Origin of the sequence: Methylobacterium guangdongense (assembly GCF_038442355.1) — a bacterium.
In the GTDB taxonomy this organism is placed as follows: Bacteria; Pseudomonadota; Alphaproteobacteria; order Rhizobiales; family Beijerinckiaceae; genus Methylobacterium; species Methylobacterium guangdongense.
Window position 1 is genome coordinate 144,552 of record NZ_JBBXMX010000006.1, and the last position, 22,802, is coordinate 167,353.

A 22,802-nucleotide genomic window follows, 5' to 3' on the forward strand; every position below is an offset into this window, starting at 1 on the left:
CGTACCAGCGCCTTCTGGACGCTCAGGTGCGGCCATGACGCTGTTCGAGCAACACGTCCGCCTTCTCGCCCGTGCCGAGACCAATCCCGCCGCGCTGATATCTGCGTGCCGCGCCCTTGATTGGCTTGCCGCCAGCCGCTGCCACCTACATCGGCGGCGTGACACCATCCTTGCCTACCGCGGTACGCAGCGCCGTGAGTTTGTCGCCATCCCGCTCGGCGGTGACGAAGACCTTTGCACCGGCGCGGATGACCGACGGATCGGCCGGCTCGTAGGCCACGATCGAGGTCTGAGGCGACACCGCGACCGTCTTGGACTCGCCGTTGCCGTAGGTCAGCGTGAGCATCTGCTCACCGTTCGCAGCGCTGCTCTTGGAGACCGTACCGTTGGTCATCGCGCTCCTTGTCCTGGGCGCCGGTGCTGTGGCCTTCACAGTGCCGTTGGTCATCGCGCTCTTCGTCCGACCGCTGCCAGCCAGGGTATCTGGTATCGTGTCCCAGTCGCGGTGCCCTTCGCCGGTCCCGCGCATGGCCTCGGGGAAAATATGGATTTCCAGGGCCGTCGGCGGATTGTCGCCCTTCGTGGCGGTCCCAATGAAAGAGCCGTCCGTGATGGCACTGAGGCTGGCTTTCACGAGGGAGACGACTTTCGTGTCCTTAGTTAGAGCGATAGTCGCCGTGGCCCCGTCGATCGTGTGGACAGTCATCGAACCGGCGTCGACTGCCTCCACCGTGCCTCTGATGCGTTCGGGTGGCGAGGCGGCCAGAACCACGCCGGGCAGGGCCAGCAGGCCAACGACGGCCGGTACTATGAGCAGCTTCACGCGAGCCTCCTGAATTCGATCCAAAAGGATGTAGCGCAGGATCCCACCCGGTCGGGTCCGCTGCCTTTCATCCGACGCGCACCTGTTCCCCGGTGAGATGAACGGCCATGCTCCGCATGGCCATGGCTCAATGCCGTGATCAGTACCCACCGTAGAACCGGCGCGGGCCGTCGTACCCCCCATAATAACCACGGGGTCCGCGCTCGTAGCCGCCACCATATCCGTAGCCTGGGCCACCACCGTAGTAGCCGCGGGAGCCGCCATAGCCCCAGTCGCGATCGTTGGGACGGCAACGCCCCCACGGGTTCGGATGAAAGCCTGGGCCGCAGCCGCCGGCGACACGCTCAATCAGCACACCGTCGTCGGTCGGGCCGTACCCGAACGGTGCTGCGTTCGCCGTGGTAGCGGTGGCCAGCCCCGCCGCGATCACCGCGGCCATTCCGAGCACCTTGGACCGCACCATGACACAACCTCCTGACGTCGTCGGACCGGACTTGCCGGAACAGGTGACAGGAGAATGCGACCCGTGCCGTGAACTAGGTCTGTTTGGCTCGTTCATCGACCCGATAGGCTTGGCGGTTCGTGTCGCGTCTTTACCGGACACACAAAAACGGCGGGGATCACACCCCGCCGCACAAATTGGCTGTCTGCTCTCAAGACGGATCAATCGTCGTCTTCGTCCTCGCGACGGAGGCGCTCCTCACGGCGGATCGAGCCGCGCCGTTCATCGCGGAACTCTTCGCGCCGCTCTTCCCGACGGATCTCATCCCTGTCACGTTCCCGCGGCGAGCGCGGATCGACCCTGACGCCACCTGGTCCGATGTCGATGCTCTGGGCAAGCGCTGGTGTGGCTGGGATGGCGAGCAGGCCCATCGCGACGAGCCCTCCGGTGATAAAGTGCTTCATGGCGACATCCTCCGGATCTCGACCTGTAACAGACTCTCCCCGCTGCATGTTCCGCTTGGCCTTTAGCGAGCTGCCATCCTGCCCGCGCACGAATACGGCGGGGCTCGCACCCCACCGCCCATCATCTCGCTGTTCTCGGAGGATACCGGGACCGCGTATCATTCCCGGCCATTACAGACCCATCAGCACACCGGCCGAGCCGGCGATTGTCATGGCGATGCCGAACAAGAACACACCAATCATCACGTAAGACAACAGCTTGAGCTGCATGGTCTCAACCTGCACCACCAATCAGCAGCGGTTTCCGCCGGCGGTCTGGCCGTACTGCTTGACGGGGAAGTTCTGCTGGTTGGCGTTGCCCTCTGCGGCCGAGCTCATTGGGCAGGTGTAGGGGTCGTTATCGTAGCCGAACAGGCCGCCGACCGGGGCGCCGACCGGGGCGCCGAGCGAGCCGGTGGTCTCGACATCGTAGGGCGCGTAGCCCGCCCAAGCGAGACCGTTGGAGGCTATGGCGGACGAGATCGGGGCTACGGTAACCGCAAGCGCAGTGACGGCAGCGACGATACGAGTCTTCATAGGCTGGTTCTTGCTCATTCACGCAGTACAGTCCGAATTATCCGGTCCATTTTTTTGCGTAGGACTGATATGGGTACGATGACCGCTTGGCGACGTGCCTCTGCGCACGCAGCGGGCAGGATTAAACGCGATGGGGCTATCGCTTCGAGCCCCATCGAAGCCGAGGCCCTGCCGCGTATCGTCGTCATGGGTTCGGCCCTGCCTGCGGCATAGGTGGCAGTTCCGCCAGATCCAACAGCACACGTGCGCCCTTGATCGCCGCTACCGTCTCGGGAGGAGCCCCTTGCGTGCGCGCTCTGCTTTCCAGGTCCGCCAACCGGATCCCGAGCACCTCGGCCTGTCGCCGGTTTCGTTCGGGCGGAAAGTCGCCCAGCAAGTCGATGAGCTCGACCATCAGCGAACGCGGAGGAACCGTCTCGACAGGAGATTGCATGCGCCCAGCCTCCGCGTCGCGAGTCGGGCAGGCTGCACCGTGTCAAGCGTGCGTGCTCCTTCAGAGGATGGGTTTGGACATGCTGACGTGCTCAAGACCGCCAGCTGGGGCGTGTCCTGTTCGCGGGGCTGCCGGTCACGCCGGTTGCGGTGGACGCGGCCGAAGAGATCGTCTGCACGGGCTATCCGGAGTGCGACGACGACCTCGACGCGAGCCTGGCGACCGCCCTCCGGCGCGCCCTGCGCCTGCTCTGCACCAACCCGGACACGAGCCTGACGGTGGGCACGACGCGCCTGCGCTTCGCCGGCCTCGTCGCCGAACGCTACCGCGCCCGCGGGGGCCGCGTCGTCGAGACGGGCAAGCCCGGCGCCCTGATCTATCGCGCCGCCCTCGACAGGGCCGAGCGCCTGCGCGGCCGGCCCGTCGAGCCCGCGCGGGTCCTCGGGATCGGCGACACCGCCGCCCTCGACGTGGCGGGGGCGCTGGGAAACGGCTTCGCGGCGCTCCAGATCGGCACCGCGCAGCCCCCGCCGACGGAGGCGTCCGCCCGTCTGTACCGGATGCCCGCCCTTGTCTGGTGACAGGGGGCCCGGCACGGTCCATCCCGGATCGCGACACGAGAGGATTGATCGATGGATACGCCCCCGGTTCGCCTGACCAGCCTCGCCCATGGCGGCGGGTGCGGCTGCAAGCTCGATCCCGCGGTGCTGCGCACGCTGCTGGCCGACCAGCCGGTCACGGGTCCCTTCGAGCGCCTGCTGGTCGGCAACGAGACCGCCGACGACGCGGCGGTCTGGGCCCTGGATGACGGCACCTGCCTGATCGCCACCACGGACTTCTTCACGCCGATGGTGGACGATCCCCACGCTTTCGGCCGGATCGCCGCCACCAACGCCATCTCCGACGTCTACGCGATGGGCGGCAAGCCGATGCTGGCGCTGGCCATCCTGGGCATGCCGGTCGGCAAGATCGCCCCCGAGATCGTCGCCGAGATCCTGAAGGGCGGCGCGGCCACCTGCGCCGAGGCGGGCATTCCCATCGCGGGCGGCCACTCGATCGACACGCCCGAGCCGATCTACGGCCTGGCGGTGATCGGCTCGTGCGACCGCGCGCATCTCCGGCGCAACGCCGACGCCCGCGCCGGCGACGTCGCGATCCTGACCAAGCCGCTGGGCGTCGGGATCTACTCGGCGGCCATTAAGCGGGAGGCCCTCGACGCCGCCGGCCACGCCGATTTCATCGCCACCACGACACGCCTCAACAAGGTCGGGGCGGATCTGGCGCGCGATCCGGAGGTCCACGCCATCACCGACATCACCGGCTTCGGCCTGCTGGGCCACGGCCTCGAACTCGCGCGCGGCGCCGGCCTGACCTTCGTGATCGCCGGGGACGGCATCCCGCTCCTGCCCCGGGCCGAGGCCCTGGCGCAGGAGGGTTTCGTCACCGGCGCCTCGCATCGGAACTGGGCGAGCTTCGGGGGCCAGGTGAGCCTGCCCGAGGGCCTGCCGGACTGGCGCCGGCACATCCTCACCGACCCCCAGACCTCCGGGGGCCTGCTCGTCACCTGCGCGCCCGCGCGGGCGGAGGCGATCCTCGCCCAATGCCATGCGGCGGGCTTCGCGCAGGCCGCAATGGTCGGACGGTTCGAGGCCGGCCCGGCCGCGATCCGCGTCGAGGCCTGAGGGCATTGACGCCGCCCCGCGCGCCGGCGACCGCACCGATCCTGCACGACAAGACGCACGGAGAGGCCTCGGCGTTCGCGCCCGAGAACCTGCTCCGCGAGGCCCGCCGGTAGCGCGGTCTGGGCGCCGGTCGCGTGCCGGCCCTGTGCGTCCTTGACCCGGACGGCGACATCGTCCGTCACCTCTGTGCGACCGGGCGGGCCAAGCCGGATCCCGATTGGGCCTGCTACCACAGCATTCTGCACCGGTTCGAGGAATCCGGGCGCGCGATCGGCATCGTCGGGTGCGCGGTCGGCGCGCCCTTCGCCGTGCTGGTGGCCGAGCAGATGTTCGCCTCCGGCTGCGAGCTCCTGATCAGCATCACCTCGTCGGGACAGATCACGGCCCTGTGGGCGCTGCCCTACTTCATTCTCATCGAGGCGGCCCTCCGCGACGAGGGCACGAGCTACCATTACCTGCCGCCCCGGGCGCGTTCGTCGACGCGCCGCGCGCCCTGGTCGCAGCCGTGGCGCCGGCGCTGACGGGGATCGGCGAGCCCGTCGAACGGAGCGCTACCTGAACGACCGACGCCCCCTACCGGGAAACCGAGCAGGCGATCCCGGCAGCCTGGGCGCGGGGGATCCTCGCGGTCGAGATGCGGCGGCGGCCCTCTACGCGTTCGCGCAGGCGCGGTAAGGCTGTCCTGTGCTTTGCCCCCGTGACCAACCAGATGGGTCAGGCCGGCGATTTCGAGAAGGGCGAGGCCAACGGCGCGACGAGAGCGCTCCGTCTCGTCGCGCCGTCGCGACCGCTCGGTTCCCGCTTTAGAGAGCCACCGTCCGGAAGCCGGCGAACACGTCGCGGCGCTCCGGGCCGAAGAAGTTGCGGTAGGCGGTATCGATCATCCGCGCGCGGGTCGCCCAGGCCCCGCCCCGCAGGACCTTGCGCGTCCCGAAGGCGGGCTCCGAGTATTCCTTGTAGGCGTCGGGTGCGAAGCCCGGGAAAGGCAGGAACGGGCTCGCCGTCCATTCCCAGACGTTGCCGAGCATCTGCCGGCAGCCCCAGGCGCTGTCGCCCTCGGGGTAGGCCGCGACGTCGACACAGCCGAGATGGCCGCCATCGAGGTTGGCGTGGCCCGGGGTCGGCGCAATGTCCCCCCAGGGATAGGGGCGCTTGATGCTGCTCAATTTGCCGTCGGGCGTCGGCGCACCGGCCGCTGCGGCCTCCCATTCAAGTTCGGTGGGCAGTCGGCGGCCCGCCCAGCGGCAATAGGCGTTGGCCTCGTACCAGTTGACGTGGACGACCGGCTGATCGGGCGCGAGTGGCTCGTCCCGGTCGAACCGCCGGCAGGTCCAGTCGCCGCGCCCGTGAGGCGTCCAGTAGACCGGGTGCGCGGCACCGCATCCGTCGCGCCACCGCACGCCCTCGGCATCCCACCAAGCGGGATTCCGATAGCCACCATCCGCTACGAAGGCGGCGAACTCGCCGTTGGTCACCGGCGCGCGGGCGATGCGGAACGTCGCGACGGACACGGGATGCGCCCATTTCTCGTTGTCGAAGACGAAGCCGCCGCCAGGCTCGGCGCCGAGCTGCCACGTGCCCCCGCCGACCGCGACGTCGCCCGGCCAGGGACCCGTCCCCGTGTCCCGGGCCGAGGCCGAGGCGGCGAAGGACGGCTGCGGATAACCCAGGGTCTGACGGGTGTAGGTGAAGGCCTCGTCGTGCATGTCCTCGTGGAAGGTGACGAGCTGGTAGAGCTCGGCCTCCTGCGCCGTCGGCTCGCGGCCGTCGAGGCGTCGGACGAGCGCCGCCTGCACGCGGGCCATGTAGGCGAGGGTGTCGGGCAAAGCCGGCAGCGGGATCGACCAGCGCGTCGCGTGGGGCACCCGCGCGGAATCGTAGAGCCCGTCGGCTACCGCCAGTTGGGGCGGGGCCCGGTCGAGGCCGCGCAGGATGAAATGCTCGTGAAACCAGGCGAGATGGCCGATTTCCCACAACAGGGGGTTCACGATCTCGCTCTGTGGGCCCATCAGGCGATCCTGATCGAGGCCCGACACCAGTTCGAGCGTCCGCGCTCTGGCATCCCCCAGCATCGCCACGAGATCGGCAGTCGAGACCTGTGCGCTCATCAAACGTCCCGGGATCCTGTCGCAACCATGAAAATCAGCCTGATCACACCGGCGGCGAGAACGTCGCGTGCCGGCAATCGGACCACGGCGATGCGCTGGGCGCGCATCCTCGGCGAACTTGGGCACCAAGTCGACGTGTCAACGTCCTACCCGGACGACGCCGACGTCGACATGATGCTGGCGCTCCACGCTTGGCGCAGCGCGGCGTCGATCGCGCGCTTCAAGGCGCGGTACCCGGATCGGCCGCTCATCGTCGCCCTGACCGGCACGGATCTCTATCACTATGTGGCGGCCGACCCGGAGCCGACCCTGCGCTCGCTCGATCTGGCGGACTGCCTGATCGGCCTGCACGATGGCGTGCCCGATGCCCTCCCGGCGCGTCACCGTGGCAAGGTCGCGGTGGTCTATCAATCCGCCACCGCGCGGGCGCATCGCTGGCCGGTCTCCGACGATGCGTTCGAGGTTCTGGTCGTCGCGCACCTGCGCTCCGTCAAGGACCCGCTCTGCGCGGCCCGTGCGGCCCGGCGCCTGCCGGCCCGATCCCGGATCCGGATCGTGCACCTCGGCGGCGCGCGGGATCAGATCTGGGCCGATCGGGCTCGGGAAGAGATGGCGCACAACCCGCGTTACCAGTGGCTCGGGGACCAGCCCGGCTCCCTGGTCCGGCGCTGGCTGACGCGGGCCCGGGTCATGGTCCTCAGCTCGCAGCAGGAGGGTGGCGCGAACGTGGTGTCCGAAGCGGTCGTCGCTGGCTTGCCGATCCTCGCCACCGACATCCCCGGGACGCGGGGCCTCTTGGGCCCGGAACATCCGGGCTATTTCCCGGTCGGGGACGATGCAGCCCTGGCTGCGCTGCTCCGTCGGGCCGAAGAAGAGCCTCGATTTCTGGACCGCCTGCACGCGTTCGGTGCGGATCGGGCAACGCTCTTCACGCCGGCCGGGGAGCGTGAAGCGTTGCATCGAATCGTCTCGCGCCTCTGAGCGACGCGCCCGACGCGATTGCGATTGGACCACGGCTGCAACCCGCCGCAAGCTTGCGTGCGCCTCGTCGCCGTCGGAGATCTGTTCAGTCGCCAATGACCGCTTCCGGGCTTTCCGTCAGGGGCATTGCATGTCGGCTGTGGGCGCGAAGCAGCCATAGGACCGGTCCAGCACTCGTCCGCTTTCGGGATCGGTACGGCCAGGCGTGAACGACTGTGTTGGGTCGGAAGCCGAATGACAGCTTAGGGTGGGTTTCTGCTGGTCCGCTGTCTGGCGACAATGCACGAGAGCGATATTGCTGCCGCGCTCGCTCCCTCTCCCAGATCGGATGCGGGGTGGGTGTTCCTCATAAGGTCGTCATGCAAAATGAAATTCCAGGATTTGTTCGCGACGCCCGACGAGGTGCTTCGTTTGTCGCCCGAGCAGCTCGGCGTCGGCATGCTGCCGCTTCTCGTCGAGCTGTCCGGTGAGAGCGGTCTTGATCCCGGCGAGTTGCAAGCTCGCATCGCCGGCAACACTCCCAATGTACTTTCGCTTGCAGAGTATCCACCCTCGCGTCGGGAGGAGGTTCGGAACGCGGTGATGCGGGCTTGGCAGTGGCTTTGTCGCGAATGGCTCGTCGTGGAAGCCCCGCCGGGTGTTGGAGGCTTCCGATGGCGCCTTAGTGAGGACGCCATTGCCCTTGCTGGCGCTCGCGATCCCCTCACGGCCGTTAAGAATGGAAGGATTCAGGTTCTCTCTCGTCCGGGGGCGATCATCAGCGAACTTTCTGTGAAGTCAGAGCACCTCGGTTTTGATACGGTGCAACGGGACATTGCAAGGGCGATGCTGAGCCTTGCAGAAGATCCCGAAGACGCCGTTACCGCTGGCTGTTCGATGATCGAGTCGGTGTGCCGCTCAATCCTAACCGAACTAGGCATTCCTCTGCCGGACAAGAGAGACATCGACGGGTTAGCGCGAGCGGTCCAGGCGCCGCTTGGTTTGTCACCCGGTCAGAAAAACATCCCGGCCGAAGTCGAGCGGGATGTACGACAGATCCTTGGCGGTATCACCTCCGTCGCCAAAGGCGTTGGAGCTCTTCGAACGCACGCGGGCGACGCTCATGGACGCGAGGCAGGATACCCCTCGCTGGATGTTCCAACAGCCCGCTTCGCGATCAACGCCGCTGCGTCGCTTGCTTTGTTCCTTATTGAGACATGGGAGTTACGCCAGAAACGAGACCTGCCGGATCGCGGGGACCCAGATAATCTTACATTGGCATAGACGCCCCGAGGATGGCTTGTATCTCAGCGGAGGCGACGTCATCGCGGCAAAACGTAGACGTCTCCTTTCTGCTCCGAGGCAAAGTTGCCGGACGTTCGGCGGATGGCCGCTTTCGGGAAGCGTTGACGCGGGCCTGTACGGCTGGGTTGGGTCGAAAACAGAACGTTCGCTTCCGAATGAAAGGACGAAGTTCAATTGCCGTCCGAGACGGTCATTTCGTAACACTAAGGGTGTGGGACCGCGTGATCCGCGGGTGCACTACCTCGAACCGCCCCGCGTAAAACGTGCCTAGAAGGGAGCGCTCTGCACAAAGCCTGCACAAAAGTCCTGACCCACTGCACGTTCTGTCCCTCCACCGTGCAAGCCCCGGCTCTATGCTGCGGTCGTGAGTTCAAGGCGGCCTCGCCATCGGTGATCGAGACACGCGATCGTCCGTCCGAGGGTTTCGCCGCTCCGCCGTCCGGCGCGCCCGCGCCGTTCGGTTCTCCGACAGCAGAGGCCTGCATGACATCCCTGCCCCTGGATGCGCCCGCAATCTCCCACCCCCTTCCGAAGCTTGTGCTCGCTGCCGCCGTCGCCTTCCTTGGTGACCGTCTGTTCTATGACCATCCGCTGGGGATCTCTCTCGTCCTATTCCTCGCGCTGATCGGCATCGCAGCTCTCGTCACTGGGTGGACCCGCATTCGCCGTCGCGATCTCACCGCCGCACTCGTTCTGCTGATCGTCGGCCTCGCCCCACTGGTAGAGACGGTCGGCTTCCTGTCCGTGATGCTCGGAATCGTCGGCCTCGCCCTGTCCGTCGCCGTGCTCACGGGTGGCTTGAACCGGCGCACGGGCGCGATCGTCGCGGCGGCCAGCGGCATCCTCCTCACGGGTCCGTTCGACCTCCCGCCGGACGTCTACAGGGTCGCGCGGCGGGCCATGAGCACCAGGCGCGCGCCGCGCGTGGCGACCCTGATCGGCTGGGGCGTGCCGATAGCGCTCTGCGTCGTCTTCGCTGGGTTATTCTCAGCGGCCAACCCGCTGATCGAAGGGTGGATCTCGGGCATCCCGTGGTCTGCGCTGATCCCAGGCTTCGACCTCCCCCGCATCCTGTCGTGGCTGATGCTCCTTGCGATCGTGTGGGCCTTCGTCGCCCCGCGGGCGGGAGGCCGAGCGAAGCTTGCGGGAAAAGCGGACCCTCACGCTGCGGAGTCAACTGTCGCGATCGCACCGTCGGCCCTGTTGCGCCCGTCCATGGTCCTGCGATGCCTCGTGCTGTTCAACCTGCTCTTCGCCGTTCAGTCGGCAACGGATGTGGCCTACCTTTGGGCTGGCTTCGCCCTGCCACCTGGCGTGACCCACGCCGCCTACGCGCACCGTGGGGCCTACCCGCTCGTCGCAACCGCACTTCTCGCCGCAGCCTTCGTCCTCGCGGCGCTGCGCTCCGGGGAGGCAGGGGAGCGTTCCCACCTCATCCGGGTCCTCGTCTGCGTATGGATCGTCCAGAACGTCCTGCTGGTCGCCTCGGCGATGCGGCGGCTCGATCTCTACGTCGAGGCCTACGGGCTTTCGATCCTGCGCTTGGCGGCGCTGATCTGGATGGCCCTGATCGCCGTCGGCCTCGCGCTCATCCTCGCGCGTATCGCCCTGCAGCGCAGCAACGTTTGGCTCGTCCAGGCCAATCTCCTAGCGCTGGCCACGACGCTCTATGCGTGCGCGTTCGTGAACTTCGCAGGTACGGTGACGGACTACAACGCGGAGCGCTGGTCCCGGACCGGGCAGGCGTTCGACCTTCTCTATGCGATGAACCTCGGAGCCGAGGCGATCCCGGCGGTCGACCGAGTCCTGACCGGCTACGACGGCGTTCTAATTGAGGACGCCCGGCGGTGGCGTCGGAGGTGGGCACGCGACCTGCGCGAGCGGATGGGGGACTGGCGCGCCTGGACGTTCCGAGATCAGCGCCTTCTGGACTACCTTGGCGCCCACCCCGACGCACCGTCCCGCGCGCGGTGAACCCTCGAACTGGCCTGCACGGCTGCCGCTCATGGACCGCAGCATCCTCGTCGTCGATGATGATCCACACATCCGCGACGTCATCCGCTTCGCGCTCGGTAAGGCTGGCCATGCGACGCGGGTCGCCCGCGATGGCGACGAGGCGCTGGCCGAGTTCGGTCGGGCGCCCCCGCGGCTCATCGTTCTCGATGTCGGGCTGCCCGGCGTCGACGGCCTGGAGGTGTGTCGCCGTGTGCGGCGGACCTCCGACGTGCCGATCTTGTTCCTCTCATCCCGCGACGAGGAGATCGACCGGGTGCTCGGCCTGGAGATCGGCGGCGACGACTACGTGACCAAGCCGTTCAGCCCGCGCGAGCTCGTCGCTCGCGTGGGGATCATCCTGCGCCGCACCGAGGGGCCGCGCCCCGCCCCGGCGGAGGACGGGGTCCTGCGTCGCGGGCGCCTGACGCTCGACCCGCCGCGACACACGGCAACCTTCGACGGGGCGGCGGTCCCACTCACGGCGGTCGAGTTCGCGATCCTCCGGGCGTTGGCCGTGCGCCCCGGCTATGTCCTGGATCGGGACCGGTTGATGGATGCCGCCTATGGCGGCCGCGTCGCCGTCTCCGACCGCACCATCGACAGCCACGTGCGCAACGTCCGCGCCAAATTGGCCGCGCTCGGCTGCGCCGACGTAATCGAGACCGTGCACGGCGTCGGCTTCCGGCTCGGACCCTGCGGATCGCCGACGTGATCGCCCAACCTGACGCGGCCTCGGCCGGCGCGCCCTCGGCGGCTCACGAGAAATGGCGGCCGAGCCTGGGTCTCGTCGTCCTGGCCATGCTGCTGACGGTGGCGCTTCTCCCGTTGTTCGGCCTGTCCTTCGTCAGGCTGTACGAGAATCAGCTCGTGCGTCAGGCCGAGGGCGAGCTGATCGGTCAGGCCGCCGTGCTGGCCGCGGTGGTCGGGCGCGAGGTTGCTGCAGATCCGGCACGCGATGCCCTGCTCGGTCCGGCCGCGACGGCGGCCGACCTGACGGCCATCGAGCCGACCTTGGACCTGACCGTGGATCCGATCCTCGGCCGCCGGCCGGACGCGACCGAGGCCCCGGCATCTCCATCGGTCGCCGCAGCGCTCGCCGCACGCCTCGCGCCGCTCCTGCCGCAGATCCGGGCGATCACGCTCGCCGGCTTCAGGATCGTCGACCGCGACGGCGTCGTTCTCGCCGGCGGTGACGAAGTCGGACGGTCGCTGGCCGGGGTGGAGGAGGTCGCCACCGCACTGCGGGGACATTTCCGCGCCGTGATGCGGGTCCGGATCTCGAAGCACCCGCCGCCGCCGCTCTACGCCCTCAGCCGCGGCACTGGCGTACGGGTGTTCGTGGCATTGCCGGTGCTCGTCGATGGGCGCGTGGCCGGGGCGGTCTACGCCTCGCGAACCCCCGACAACATCGTGCGGCTCCTGTACGGCGAGCGCGGTAAGGCCGGTCTCGCTGTGCTGATCGTCCTGACGATGACGCTCGTCATCGCCTTCGTGTTCACACGAACGATCGGGCGCCCGATCGACGCGCTGATGGCCCGCGCGGCGGCGATCGGTCGGGGTGCGCCGGTCCCGGCCGATCCCGGAGCACGGTTCGGCACGCGGGAGATCGCAGCCCTCGCGCGCAGCCTCGATGCGATGGCCCTTCGCCTGCGCGAGCGTTCGGACTACGTCGCCACGTTCGCAAGCCATGTTTCGCACGAGTTGAAGACGCCGCTGACTGCGATCCAGGGGGCGACGGAATTGCTGCGAGACGAAGAGTGTGATGCCGTGGGCGACCACGGCGACAATCCGGGCGCGACGATGAGTGCGGCTGAGCGGCGACGCTTCCTCGACAATATCGTCGCCGACACAGCGCGGCTCAGCGCACTTCTGCAACGGCTGCGCGACTTGGCCCGCGCCGAGGGCGTTGCTTCGGAAGGGTCCACGTCACTCCGGGCGATCGCGGCGGACCTCCGGGTCCGTTTCATCGATCTCTACATCCAGGCCGGCGGCGCGCTCGATCACCCGCTGCCTCTTTCGCCGGAAGACGCCGGCATCGTGTTCGGGCATCTCGCTGACAACGCCGCCCGTCACGGGGCAGCGACCTTGCGCCTCGACGCAGCGGTGGTGCGTGAGGGGCTGCGTGTGCGCGTCGCCGACGACGGCCCCGGAATTCCGGCCCAGGACCGGGCGCGGGTGTTCGAACCGTTCTTCACGACGCGCCGCGAGGGCGGCGGGACAGGGATGGGTCTGAGCATCGTGCGCGCGCTCCTCAGTGGGTGCGGCGGGTCGATCATGCTCGCCGCCGCGGAGCGCGGAGCAACTTTCGAAGTCGGATTGTCGTCGGTGGGCCGTCGAGAGGCCGCAGCGGCGTCGCGCGATGAAGGCCGGATCAAGCAGAATGCCATCACCGGCGGACCCTAACCCGAAGGTTGCCGGTACGGCATGACTCGCCGAGCGATGAGCCACTCACATAAAGCGGCCGCGCTGATCCCGGCCGCGTAGGCGACGAAGTTCCATGGCGAGAAGATCCGGCCCAGGAGAAGTGCCCCCGGGAGGGTCAGCCGGAATGCGTCGAGCCAGGGCTGGTGATAGAGGCGAAGCAGTTCGATGGAGAGCGCGACGAGTCCGGCCACGGTCGCTGTCGCCGCGATTGACCACCGTGGCCGCAACGCCGCGCACAGGCTGTAGACCATCGAGGCCCAGAGCAGGGATCCACCGTACTTGAGCGCGAAGCGGGGCAAGCCGAGCGAGACGAGACGCCAGACGAGCCCGATCCCGATCAGCGCAATCGAGATGGCCAGCCAAGCCGGACGTGATCGCGGTCGGCTCTGCATGGAGTGATCACGCGTCATTGATGTCGCCGCGTGTGTCATACGTGTGGACCTTGGTGGGACCGCCGCGTCGCTGACAACATGAAGGCCTGCGCGGAATCATACGCGGCCGCTTGCCGTACCATATAGCGTCGGGACCTTTGCGGGCACGTCGGGGCTCACTCGCGTGCCAGGAAGTACTCCCACGCATTCGGGTTAGCTCGGAGATCAGGCTGGCCTGGGCGCGCGCCGACAAACGTCGCGCGCCCAGGCCGGCACACGACCCGCGCCTGCCGACAAACGTCCTGCGCGCGCACAACTCAGTCGCGTACGACCACCTTGGTGCCGACGCGGACCCGGTCGTAGAGATCGACCACATCCTTGTTGGTCATGCGGATGCAGCCGGAGGAGACCGCCGCGCCCATGGTCTCGGGCTCGTTCGAGCCGTGGATCCGGTAGAGCGAGGAGCCGAGATAGAGCGCGCGGGCGCCCAGCGGGTTGTCCTGGCCGCCGGCCATGTAGCGCGGCAGGTCCGGGCGGCGGGCCAGCATCTGCTGCGGCGGGCGCCAGGCCGGCCATTCCTTCTTCATCGTCACGGTCTTGGTGCCGGACCAGGAGAAGCCCTGACGGCCGACGCCGACGCCGTAGCGGATCGCCTCGCTGTTGCCGAGAATGTAATAGAGCCGGCGTTGGCGGGTGGAAATCACGATGGTGCCGGGCTTCTCGGTGCTGTTCCAGCCGATCGTCTCGCGCGGGATCGCCTGGCTGCGGAAGACGTTCAGGAAATCCGCGAGCGGGCCGCTGTCCAGCGGGCCGGCGGAAGCGGGCGTGCCCCCCAGCAGGGCGCCCGCGAGCGTGAGCATCGCGATCCGTCTCGACATGGTCTCCATCCTTCCTCGATCGCGGCGCGCGCCATCGCGGTGGCCGCACGGTCATGCGCCGACCCCGCCTCGACTTCGCGGCAAGGTTGAGGCCGGGCCGCAGGGGAGGGCGCTTCCGGGCGTGGCCGTTGCGTTCGTGCAACAGGGGCCGGTCGGCGCGACGCCATGGGTGATTGAACCCGACGACGGCCATGCTTATCTCGGGATTGTGATCCGATCCGTTGCCCTCTTGGCCCGCCGCGTCGCGGGCTTGCCGGACCGCCTCGCCCGGGGCCTCGCCGTGCTGGCGCTGCTCGTCCTCGCGACGGTGGCCGTGATCGTCATGCCTGCGCCGGCCGAGGCCGCGCGGGTGGAGGGGCCGGCCTGTACCGTCGTGGGTGCCCGGATGACGGTCCTGTCGGGGGCGCCGCTTGCGCAGCCCGAGACCGAGCGTTCGGATCTCGGCCGCACCGATCTCTGCGCCGCCGACAGCGAGATTCTCACCGAGCTGGGTCTGCCACGCCCGCCGGTTGAGGCGCCGCAGCCTCGTCACACTCTTTCCGCATCGTTCGACTACGGGTCCGACGCCATGCCGGCCGCCGCGCCGGACGGCACGCTGCACCGGCCCCCGCGTCTGGCCTGACGCACGCCGCCGGCCCGACCGCCGGCGAAGGCGTGCCGTCCAGATCGCCCCGACCGGTCGCGGACCGGTCCCGGGATTCGCTTCGATGATGCGCGGGCCCACGCTCCGCGCCAGCCTCAGCAGACGCATGTTTTCAGGAGCGTCGGTACTCGTGACCCGCAATCTCACCGCCCGAATCCCGTCCCCGCGCCGCGCCCCGGCGCTCCTGCCCGCGGCTCTGCTGCTCGTCGGCCTCGCGGCCTGCAACCCGAAGCAGGCCGCCGCGCCGACCCCGCCCGTGCCGGAGGTCGGCTTCGTCAAGGTGGAGCCCCAGGCGATCCCGTATCTGCGCGACCTGCCCGGCCGCGTCGCGCCGATGCGCATCGCCGAGGTCCGCTCCCGGGTCTCCGGCCTCGTGGTCAAGCGCCTGTTCGAGCAGGGCAGCATGGTTAAGGAAGGCGACATCCTCTACAAGATCGACCCCGCGCCCTACGAGGTCGAGCTTGCCAGCGCCGAGGCGGCGCTGGCCCGCCAGGAGGCCGCCCTGGTGCTCGCCCGCCAGCAGGCCGACCGGCTGGAGCAGCTGCTCTCCCGGGCCACGGCGAGCCAAGCCCAGTACGACGCGGCCTATGCGGGCAAGAAGCAGGCCGAGGCCGAGGTGGCGGGCGCCAAGGCGAGCCGCCAGAAGGCACAGCTCAACCTCGACTGGACCGACGTGCGCGCGCCGATCACCGGCCGCATCGGCCGGGCGTTGCTCACCGAGGGCACGCTGATCGAGCCGGGCTCCACGGGGTCGCTCGCCACGATCCAGCAGCTCGACCCGATCTACGTCGACATCACCCAGTCGGTCGGTGAATTGAACCGCCTGCGCCGGGACCTCGCCAGCGGCGAGCTGGCGCGGCTCGAGGACAACACCGCCAACGTCCACCTGATCATGGACGACAATTCGCTCTATCCGCTGGCCGGCCGCCTGCTGTTCTCGGACGTCACCGCCGATCCGAGCACCGGGCAGGTGACGCTGCGCGTGCAGTTCCCCAACCCGCACGACGAGCTGTTCCCGGGTATGTACGTGCGGGCGCGGATCAAGCAGGGCATCGATTCCGACGCGATCGCGGTGCCGCAGCAGGCGATCCAGCGCACCGAAGACGGCCGCGCCGAGGTCTGGGTGGTGCGCGCCGACGAGACCGTGATGCGCCAGCCGGTCGAGGTCGGGCCGGTGGTCGGCCAGAACTGGCTGATCCGGTCCGGGCTGAAGGCCGGCGAGCGCGTCGTGGTCGACGGCTTCCAGAAGATCACCGCGGGCATCAAGGTGAAGCCCCTCGATCAGACCCCGGCCCACGGCGAGACCAGCCCGAAGCACGATGCCGACGAGGCCGCCGAGGTCCCCGGCGACAAGGCGGAGGTCGCCCCGCGCGCCGCCGCCGTCCAGCAGCGCCACTGAGCCCGGGAGAGCCCGACCATGGCCCGCTTCTTCATCGACCGCCCGGTCTTCGCCTGGGTGGTGGCCCTGTTCATCTGCCTCGGCGGCGCGCTCGCCATCCCGAACCTGCCGGTGGCGCAGTACCCGGTGATCGCCCCGCCGCAGATCGCCCTGTCCACGGCCTATCCGGGGGCCTCGGTCGAAAGCCTCTACGTCGGCACCACCCGGCTCATCGAGGATGAGCTGAACGGGGCCGCCAACATCATGAACTTCGAGTCGACCACCGACTCGTTCGGCTCGGTCAACATCACCGCCACCTTCCAGCCGGGCACCGACTCTTCGCTCGCCTCGGTGGAAGTGCAGAACCGCCTGAAGCGCGTCGAGGCACGCCTTCCGGCCGAGGTGCGCCAGAACGGCATCCTCGTGGAGGAGGCCTCGGCCGCGACCCTCAACATCATCACCCTCGTCTCCAAGGACGGGTCGATGGACGAGGTGGGGTTGGGCGACTTCCTGATCCGCAACGTCATCAACGAGATCCGCCGCATCCCCGGCGTCGGCCGCGCGACCCTCTATTCCACCGAGCGGTCGCTGCGCGTCTGGGTCGATCCCGACAAGCTGCGCGGGCTGTCGCTCAACGCCTCGGAGGTCACGGAGGCGATCCGCAACCAGAACGTCCAGGTCGCCTCCGGGGCGGTCGGCGCGCAGCCGAGCCCGACCCGGACGGCGCTGACCATGCCGATCATCGTGAAGGGCCAGCTCGGCACGATCGAGGAGTTCGGCGCCATCGTGCTGCGGGCCAATCCCGACGGCTCGAACGTACGCCTGCGCGACGTCGCCCGGATCGAGCTCGGCGGCGACGCCTACCAGTTCTCCACGCGCCTGAACGGCGGGCCGGCCGCCGGCATCTCGGTCACCCTCGCCCCCGACGGCAACGCGCTGGAGACCGCCAAGGCGATCCGCGCCAAGATGGTCGAGCTGTCCCAGTTCTTCCCGCCGGACCTGAAGTGGGACATCCCCTACGACATCACCCCGGCGGTCGAGGCCTCGATCGAGAAGGTGCTGCACACGCTGGTCGAGGCGGTGGTGCTGGTCTTCCTCGTGATGTTCCTGTTCCTGCAGAACATCCGCTACACCCTGATCCCCACCATCGTGGTGCCGATCGCCCTGATGGGCACCGTCACGGTGATGTGGCTCGCCGGCTTCTCGGTGAACGTGCTCACCATGTTCGGCATGGTGCTGGCCATCGGCATCCTGGTCGACGACGCCATCGTGGTGGTTGAGAACGTCGAGCGGATCATGAACGAGGAGGGGCTGCCCCCCAAGGAGGCCACCAAGAAGGCCATGGGGCAGATCACCGGGGCGATCATCGGCATCACCCTGGTGCTGATGGCCGTGTTCGTGCCGATGGCGTTCTTCCCCGGCTCGGTGGGTATCATCTACCGGCAGTTCTCGATCGCGATGGTGACCTCCATCGCGTTCTCGGCGCTGCTCGCCCTGTCGCTGACGCCGGCGCTCTGCGCGACCTTCCTCAAGCCGGTCGCCAAGGGCCACGGCCACGCCAAGGGCGGCGTGTTCGGGATGTTCAACCGGTTCGTCGACCGGGAGACCGCCCGCTACGGCCGCGGCACCGCGGCGTTCATCCGCAAGTCCGGCCGGGTGATGCTGGTCTACCTCGCGTTGGTGGGCGGCACGGCCTACGCCTTCGTCAACCTGCCGGAGGGCTTCCTGCCGGTGGAGGACCAGGGCTTCTTCACGGTCGACATCCAGACGCCGCCGGGCGCCTCCTACAACCGCACCCTGGAGGCGGTCCGCAAGGTCGAGGAGTACCTGCTGGCGCAGCCCGGCGTCGCCACCGTGACGATGCTGAACGGCTACTCGTTCTCCGGTCAGGCGCCGAGCACCAGCCAGGCCTTCGTCACCCTGAAGCCCTGGTCGGAGCGCGACGCCAAGAACTCGGCCGCCGCGCTGGTGGCCGGCACCAACGCGGCGCTCGCCAGCTACCGCGACGCCACCGTGGACGCCCAGGAGCCGCCGCCGGTCGACAATCTCGGCAACGCGGCGGGCTTCTCGTTCCGCCTGCAGGACCGGGCCAACCGCGGCTACGCGGCCCTGCTGTCGGCCCAGGAGCAGCTGCTGAAGCTCGCGCAGCAGAGCCCGATCCTCCAGAAGGTGAAGATCGAAGGCCTGCCGCCGACCCCGCAGGCGGAGCTGATCATCGACCGCGAGAAGGCGGCGGCGCTCGGCGTGAAGTTCGAGGACATCAACGCCACGATCCAGCTCAACCTCGGCTCGGTCTACCCGAACGACTTCCCCAACCGGGGCAAGATGCAGCGGGTCTACGTGCAGGCCGAGCAGCTCCAGCGCATGAACGCGTCGGACATCCTCAACTACGCGGTGAAGAACACCACGGGGACGATGGTGCCGATGTCGTCCTTCGCGGAGCTGAAATGGGGCATGGGGCCGAGCCAGATCGTCGGCTACAACGGCTACCAGTCGGTGCGCTTCACCGGCGAGCCGAACCCCGGCTACACGTCGGGTGACGCGATCGCCGAGATGGAGCGGCTGATGCTCCAGCTGCCTAAGGGCTTTGGCTACGCCTGGACGGGCCAGTCCTATCAGGAGAAGCAGGCGGGCAGCCAGGCGAGCCTGCTGCTGGCGCTCTCGGTGCTGATCGTGTTCCTGTGCCTCGCCGCGCTCTACGAGAGCTGGGCGATTCCCGTGTCGGTGATGCTGGTGATCCCGCTCGGCGTGATCGGCGCGCTGGCGGCCGTGTACCTGCGCGGCATGCCCAACGACGTCTACTTCAAGATCGGGCTGATCACGATCATCGGGCTCTCGGCCAAGAACGCGATCCTGATCGTGGAATTCGCCAAGGACCTCTGGAAGCCCGGCACCTCGGTGGTGCGGGCGGCGATCGAGGCGGCCACGCTCCGGTTCCGGCCGATCGTGATGACCTCGCTGGCCTTCATCTTCGGCGTGGTGCCGCTGGCCATCGCCACCGGCGCCGCCTCGAAGAGCCAGCAGGCGATCGGCACCGGCGTGATGGGCGGCATGATCACCGCGACCGTGCTGGCGGTGTTCTTCGTGCCGGTGTTCTTCGTCGTCGTGATGCGCCTGTTCCGGCGGAAGGCGGTGGCGGACGGGGAGCGGGCGGAGGCCGAGCTGCGGCCCGAGCCGGCGCGGGTGGCGGCGGAGTGAGGCGCGGGTTTCCCTCCCCCGCAGTGGCTGCGATGGTCACACATCTTCAGCGGTGACCGAGGCTGGCGGCCGAGCGCGACGCGCCCCCTCTCCCGTGCGGGAGAGGGCTGGGGTGAGGGATGAGAAGATTCAGGATCTGGCACGGGATCGATGCGCCGATTGGGCGCGCCGCATTCTGACAGTTCTCGACCCTCACCCTGTCCCTCTCCCGCTCGGGAGAGGGGACCCGCGCCAGGTTCAAAAGCCGCATTGCCAAAGCAGATGCGTAAATCTGCAAGCCCGCAGCGGGGGGAGGGGAAGCACACGGCGCTTGGCGCCCGATCCATTCGCTGAAAACCTCCGAACAGCCCCCGATACCGCCGAGATTGACCCCTCAACCAATCCCCCTGGTCCGAACCTTGCTGTGGGCGCCGCGCGCTGACGGTTTGCCGATGCGCGGTGGCCGGTCTAAGCCTCAACCACCGCTTCCGCGCGACGGCCTGCGCTCAACTTTCATGGTTCCGGAGATCCGATTGTCCCGTTCAGCCCTGAAGACCCTCGCCCGCGGCGTGTCCGCGGTCGCGGTCGCGACGTTTGCCTGCGCCGCGCTGCCCGCGCAGGCCGCCAACGTCTTCCGCTTCGCCTTCCAGGGTGACCTGAAATCCCTCGACCCGTACTCCCTCAAGGAGAGCTTCACGGAAGGCATGCAGGAAGCGGCCTACGAGCCCCTCGTCACCCTCGACAAGAACCTGAAATTCGCGCCCGCTTTGGCCGAATCCTGGGAGACGCCGGAGCCGACCCGCTGGCGCTTCCACCTGCGCAAGAACGTCAAGTTCCATGACGGCTCGCCGTTCACCGCCGACGACGTGATCTTCTCGGCCCAGCGCGTCCGCGCCCCGGGCTCGAACTTCACCACCAACGTCCCGGCCGACGCCGAGTTCGTGAAGGTCGACGACTACACCGTCGACATGGTGCTGAAGAAGCCGAACCCCATCGCCATCGCCCAGTTCCCGACCTGGGTGATCATGTCGAAGGCGTGGTCCGAGAAGAACAACGTCGTCCAGCCGACCCCGCCCAGCGCCACCAGCCCGAGCTACGCGACCCTCCACGAGAACGGCACCGGCCCGTTCGTGATCGCCGAGCACCAGCCCGGCGTGAAGACCGTGTTCAAGAAGTTCGACGGCTACTGGGGCAAGGTCGAGTCGAACCTCGACGAGGCGATCCTCACCACGATCGCCAACCCGGCGACCCGCGTCGCGGCGCTCCTGTCTGGCGAGGTCGACTGGATCGACCCCGTGCCGCTGCAGGACCAGCAGCGGGTCAACGCCAGCGGCACCGCCACCGTGATGGCCGGCCCTGAGCTGCGCACGATCTTCCTCGGCATGGACCAGGACCGGGACGAGCTGAAGGATTCGAGCGTCAAGGGCAAGAACCCGTTCAAGGACATCAAGGTGCGCGAGGCCTTCTACCTCGCCATCGACGAGGACACGATCGCCAAGCGCGTCATGCGCGGGCAGGCGGTGCCCTCCGCGCTGATGATCGCCCCGGCCCTCTACGACCGCGCCGCCGAGTTCAAGCGCCCGGCCACCGACCTGAAGAAGGCCAAGGAGCTGATGGCCCAGGCCGGCTACCCGGATGGGTTCTCGCTCACCATGGATTGCCCGAACGATCGCTACGTCAACGACGAGGCGATCTGCCAGGCGGTGGTCTCGATGCTGGCCCGCATCAACGTGAAGGTGAACCTCAACGCCCAGCCGAAGGCCAAGTACTTCGCCAAGGTGCTGGCGCCGAACTACGACACCTCGTTCTACCTGCTCGGCTGGACCCCGTCCTCCCTCGACAGCCACAACATCCTCTACGAGATCGTCGGCTGCCGGAAGCCCGGCGACAAGTCGGGCCGGGGCGGCTGGAACCTCGCGGGCTACTGCGACCCGAAGATCGACGCGATCGCCGACAAGGTCGAATCCGAGACCGACAAGACCAAGCGCGACGCCCTGATCAAGGACGGCTTCGACGTCCTCAATACGGACTGGGGCTACATCCCGCTGCACCAGCAGGCGCTCGCCTGGGGCGTCTCCAAGAAGGTCCACCTGACCCAGCGGGCCGACAACCTGCTGCTGCTCTACTGGGTATCGAAGGACCCGTCGTAGGAGGCTGAGGCGTGCTCGCCTTCCTGCTGCGCCGGGTGATCCAGGCGGCCGCGGTCCTCGCGGTCGTCGGGCTCATCGCCTTCGCGATGTTCCGGTTCGCGGGCGACCCCGTGAACCAGATTGTCGGGCCCGACACCACCGTGGCCGAGCGCGCCCAGATCCGAACGGATCTGGGCCTCGACGACCCGGTTCTGGTCCAGTTCGCCCGCTATGCCGGCAACGTGGTGCGGGGCCGGTTCGGCATTTCGTACCAGTTCCGGCAGCCGGTCTCGCAGCTGCTGGCCGAGCGCATGCCGGCGACGCTGGAGCTCGCCTTCTGCGCCACGATCTTCGCCCTCGTGGTGGGGATCCTGATGGGCGTGTACTGCGCGCTGTTCCGCGACTCCTGGCTCGCCGGGCTGTTCCAGGCGGTCTCGCTGATCGGGATCAGCCTGCCGACCTTCCTGATCGGCATCCTGCTGATCTACCTGTTCTCGGTGACGCTCGGCTGGCTGCCCTCCTACGGGCGGGGCGACACGGTGCGGCTCGGCTGGTGGACCACCGGATTCCTGACCGCCTCCGGCCTCAAGGCGCTGATCCTGCCCTCGGTGACGCTCGGCCTGTTCCAGATGACGCTGATCATGCGGCTGGTGCGCGCCGAGATGCTGGAGGTCCTGCGCACCGACTACATCCGCTTCGCCCGGGCGCGGGGGCTCACCACCCGCGCCGTCCACCTGCGGCACGCCCTCAAGAACACGCTGGTGCCGGTGATCACCATCGCGGGGTTGCAGCTCGGCTCGGTCATCGCCTTCTCGATCATCACCGAGACGGTGTTCCAGTGGCCCGGCATGGGCCTGCTCTTCGTCCAGGCCGTGCAGAACGTCGATATCCCGATCATGTCCGCGTATCTGCTGCTCGTCGCGCTGATCTTCGTGACGATCAATCTCGTGGTCGACATCCTCTACACGGTGGTGGATCCGCGCCTGCGGCTGCCCGCCGGGCGGACGGCGTGAG

The 22,802-nt window shown here is 68.3% G+C and carries 21 protein-coding genes; 13 read left to right on the forward strand and 8 right to left on the reverse strand.

Features of this window, described 5'->3' with window-relative positions; all coding sequences use genetic code 11:
- Window positions 1-145: 145 nt before the first annotated feature.
- The 5 genes from AAHG09_RS14100 to AAHG09_RS14120 all read right to left on the reverse strand — a co-directional run bounded on the left by AAHG09_RS14100 (window position 146) and on the right by AAHG09_RS14120 (window position 2,738).
- Complete coding sequence (locus tag AAHG09_RS14100; protein ID WP_342107953.1) at window positions 146-823, reverse strand: metal ABC transporter permease; 678 nt, start codon at window positions 821-823, stop codon at window positions 146-148.
- 139 nt (window positions 824-962) lie between these two features.
- The gene (locus AAHG09_RS14105; protein ID WP_342107954.1) at window positions 963-1,286 is read right to left on the reverse strand and encodes a GCG_CRPN prefix-to-repeats domain-containing protein; all 324 of its coding nucleotides are present in this window, start codon (window positions 1,284-1,286) and stop codon (window positions 963-965) included.
- A gap of 200 nt (window positions 1,287-1,486) precedes the next feature.
- Entirely contained in the window at window positions 1,487-1,729 is a 243-nt protein-coding gene (locus tag AAHG09_RS14110; RefSeq protein WP_342107956.1) for a hypothetical protein, read from the reverse strand.
- Between the two features lie 291 nt (window positions 1,730-2,020).
- Window positions 2,021-2,305, reverse strand: a complete 285-nt coding sequence (locus AAHG09_RS14115; protein WP_342107957.1) for a hypothetical protein — start codon at window positions 2,303-2,305, stop codon at window positions 2,021-2,023.
- Between the two features lie 184 nt (window positions 2,306-2,489).
- A complete protein-coding gene (locus AAHG09_RS14120) occupies window positions 2,490-2,738 on the reverse strand; it encodes a hypothetical protein (RefSeq protein WP_342107958.1) in 249 nt (82 codons plus the stop codon).
- Window positions 2,739-2,887: 149 nt separating this feature from the next.
- Here AAHG09_RS14120 and AAHG09_RS14125 point away from each other — a divergent pair, with 149 nt between their 5' ends.
- The 3 genes from AAHG09_RS14125 (at window position 2,888) to AAHG09_RS14135 (ending at window position 4,941) form a co-directional block, all read left to right on the forward strand.
- Window positions 2,888-3,319: an HAD hydrolase-like protein gene (locus AAHG09_RS14125; RefSeq protein WP_342107960.1), complete on the forward strand. Its 432-nt coding sequence runs from the start codon at window positions 2,888-2,890 to the stop codon at window positions 3,317-3,319.
- 51 nt (window positions 3,320-3,370) lie between these two features.
- Complete coding sequence (selD, locus tag AAHG09_RS14130; protein ID WP_342107961.1) at window positions 3,371-4,420, forward strand: selenide, water dikinase SelD; 1,050 nt, start codon at window positions 3,371-3,373, stop codon at window positions 4,418-4,420.
- Between the two features lie 134 nt (window positions 4,421-4,554).
- Window positions 4,555-4,941: a nucleoside phosphorylase-I family protein gene (locus AAHG09_RS14135; protein ID WP_342107963.1), complete on the forward strand. Its 387-nt coding sequence runs from the start codon at window positions 4,555-4,557 to the stop codon at window positions 4,939-4,941.
- A 282-nt stretch (window positions 4,942-5,223) separates the two neighbouring features.
- Here the strand turns inward: AAHG09_RS14135 and senA are convergent, their stop codons facing one another.
- A complete protein-coding gene (senA, locus tag AAHG09_RS14140) occupies window positions 5,224-6,492 on the reverse strand; it encodes a selenoneine synthase SenA (protein ID WP_342107965.1) in 1,269 nt (422 codons plus the stop codon).
- On the opposite strand from senA, the gene senB reads away from it, so the two are divergent.
- The 5 genes from senB to AAHG09_RS14165 all read left to right on the forward strand — a co-directional run bounded on the left by senB (window position 6,379) and on the right by AAHG09_RS14165 (window position 13,191).
- Complete coding sequence (gene senB / locus AAHG09_RS14145; protein WP_342107967.1) at window positions 6,379-7,509, forward strand: selenoneine biosynthesis selenosugar synthase SenB; 1,131 nt, start codon at window positions 6,379-6,381, stop codon at window positions 7,507-7,509. The two genes, senA and senB, sit on opposite strands and share 114 nt — an antisense overlap.
- A gap of 366 nt (window positions 7,510-7,875) precedes the next feature.
- Window positions 7,876-8,772, forward strand: coding sequence for an abortive infection family protein (locus AAHG09_RS14150; protein ID WP_342107968.1), 897 nt, complete (start codon window positions 7,876-7,878; stop codon window positions 8,770-8,772).
- 504 nt (window positions 8,773-9,276) lie between these two features.
- Complete coding sequence (locus tag AAHG09_RS14155; protein WP_342107970.1) at window positions 9,277-10,767, forward strand: DUF4153 domain-containing protein; 1,491 nt, start codon at window positions 9,277-9,279, stop codon at window positions 10,765-10,767.
- Between the two features lie 31 nt (window positions 10,768-10,798).
- Window positions 10,799-11,500: a response regulator transcription factor gene (locus tag AAHG09_RS14160; RefSeq protein WP_342107972.1), complete on the forward strand. Its 702-nt coding sequence runs from the start codon at window positions 10,799-10,801 to the stop codon at window positions 11,498-11,500.
- 86 nt (window positions 11,501-11,586) lie between these two features.
- Window positions 11,587-13,191: a sensor histidine kinase gene (locus AAHG09_RS14165; protein ID WP_342107973.1), complete on the forward strand. Its 1,605-nt coding sequence runs from the start codon at window positions 11,587-11,589 to the stop codon at window positions 13,189-13,191.
- Here AAHG09_RS14165 and AAHG09_RS14170 read toward each other — a convergent pair.
- The gene (locus AAHG09_RS14170; protein ID WP_342107974.1) at window positions 13,188-13,604 is read right to left on the reverse strand and encodes a ribosomal maturation YjgA family protein; all 417 of its coding nucleotides are present in this window, start codon (window positions 13,602-13,604) and stop codon (window positions 13,188-13,190) included. The two genes, AAHG09_RS14165 and AAHG09_RS14170, sit on opposite strands and share 4 nt — an antisense overlap.
- A 296-nt stretch (window positions 13,605-13,900) precedes the next feature.
- Window positions 13,901-14,461, reverse strand: coding sequence for a L,D-transpeptidase (locus AAHG09_RS14175; protein ID WP_342107975.1), 561 nt, complete (start codon window positions 14,459-14,461; stop codon window positions 13,901-13,903).
- Between the two features lie 121 nt (window positions 14,462-14,582).
- On the opposite strand from AAHG09_RS14175, the gene AAHG09_RS14180 reads away from it, so the two are divergent.
- The 5 genes from AAHG09_RS14180 (at window position 14,583) to AAHG09_RS14200 (ending at window position 22,801) form a co-directional block, all read left to right on the forward strand.
- Complete coding sequence (locus AAHG09_RS14180; protein WP_342107976.1) at window positions 14,583-15,083, forward strand: hypothetical protein; 501 nt, start codon at window positions 14,583-14,585, stop codon at window positions 15,081-15,083.
- A gap of 127 nt (window positions 15,084-15,210) precedes the next feature.
- A complete protein-coding gene (locus AAHG09_RS14185) occupies window positions 15,211-16,503 on the forward strand; it encodes an efflux RND transporter periplasmic adaptor subunit (RefSeq protein WP_412760038.1) in 1,293 nt (430 codons plus the stop codon).
- 18 nt (window positions 16,504-16,521) lie between these two features.
- On the forward strand, window positions 16,522-19,680 hold the full coding sequence (locus AAHG09_RS14190; RefSeq protein ID WP_342107979.1) for a multidrug efflux RND transporter permease subunit: 3,159 nt from the start codon (window positions 16,522-16,524) through the stop codon (window positions 19,678-19,680).
- Between the two features lie 512 nt (window positions 19,681-20,192).
- Window positions 20,193-21,809 (forward strand): ABC transporter substrate-binding protein, encoded by a 1,617-nt coding sequence (locus AAHG09_RS14195; protein ID WP_342107980.1) that lies wholly within the window; start codon window positions 20,193-20,195, stop codon window positions 21,807-21,809.
- Window positions 21,810-21,820: 11 nt separating this feature from the next.
- On the forward strand, window positions 21,821-22,801 hold the full coding sequence (locus AAHG09_RS14200) for an ABC transporter permease (RefSeq protein ID WP_342107982.1): 981 nt from the start codon (window positions 21,821-21,823) through the stop codon (window positions 22,799-22,801).
- The last annotated feature ends 1 nt before the right edge of the window (window position 22,802 follow it).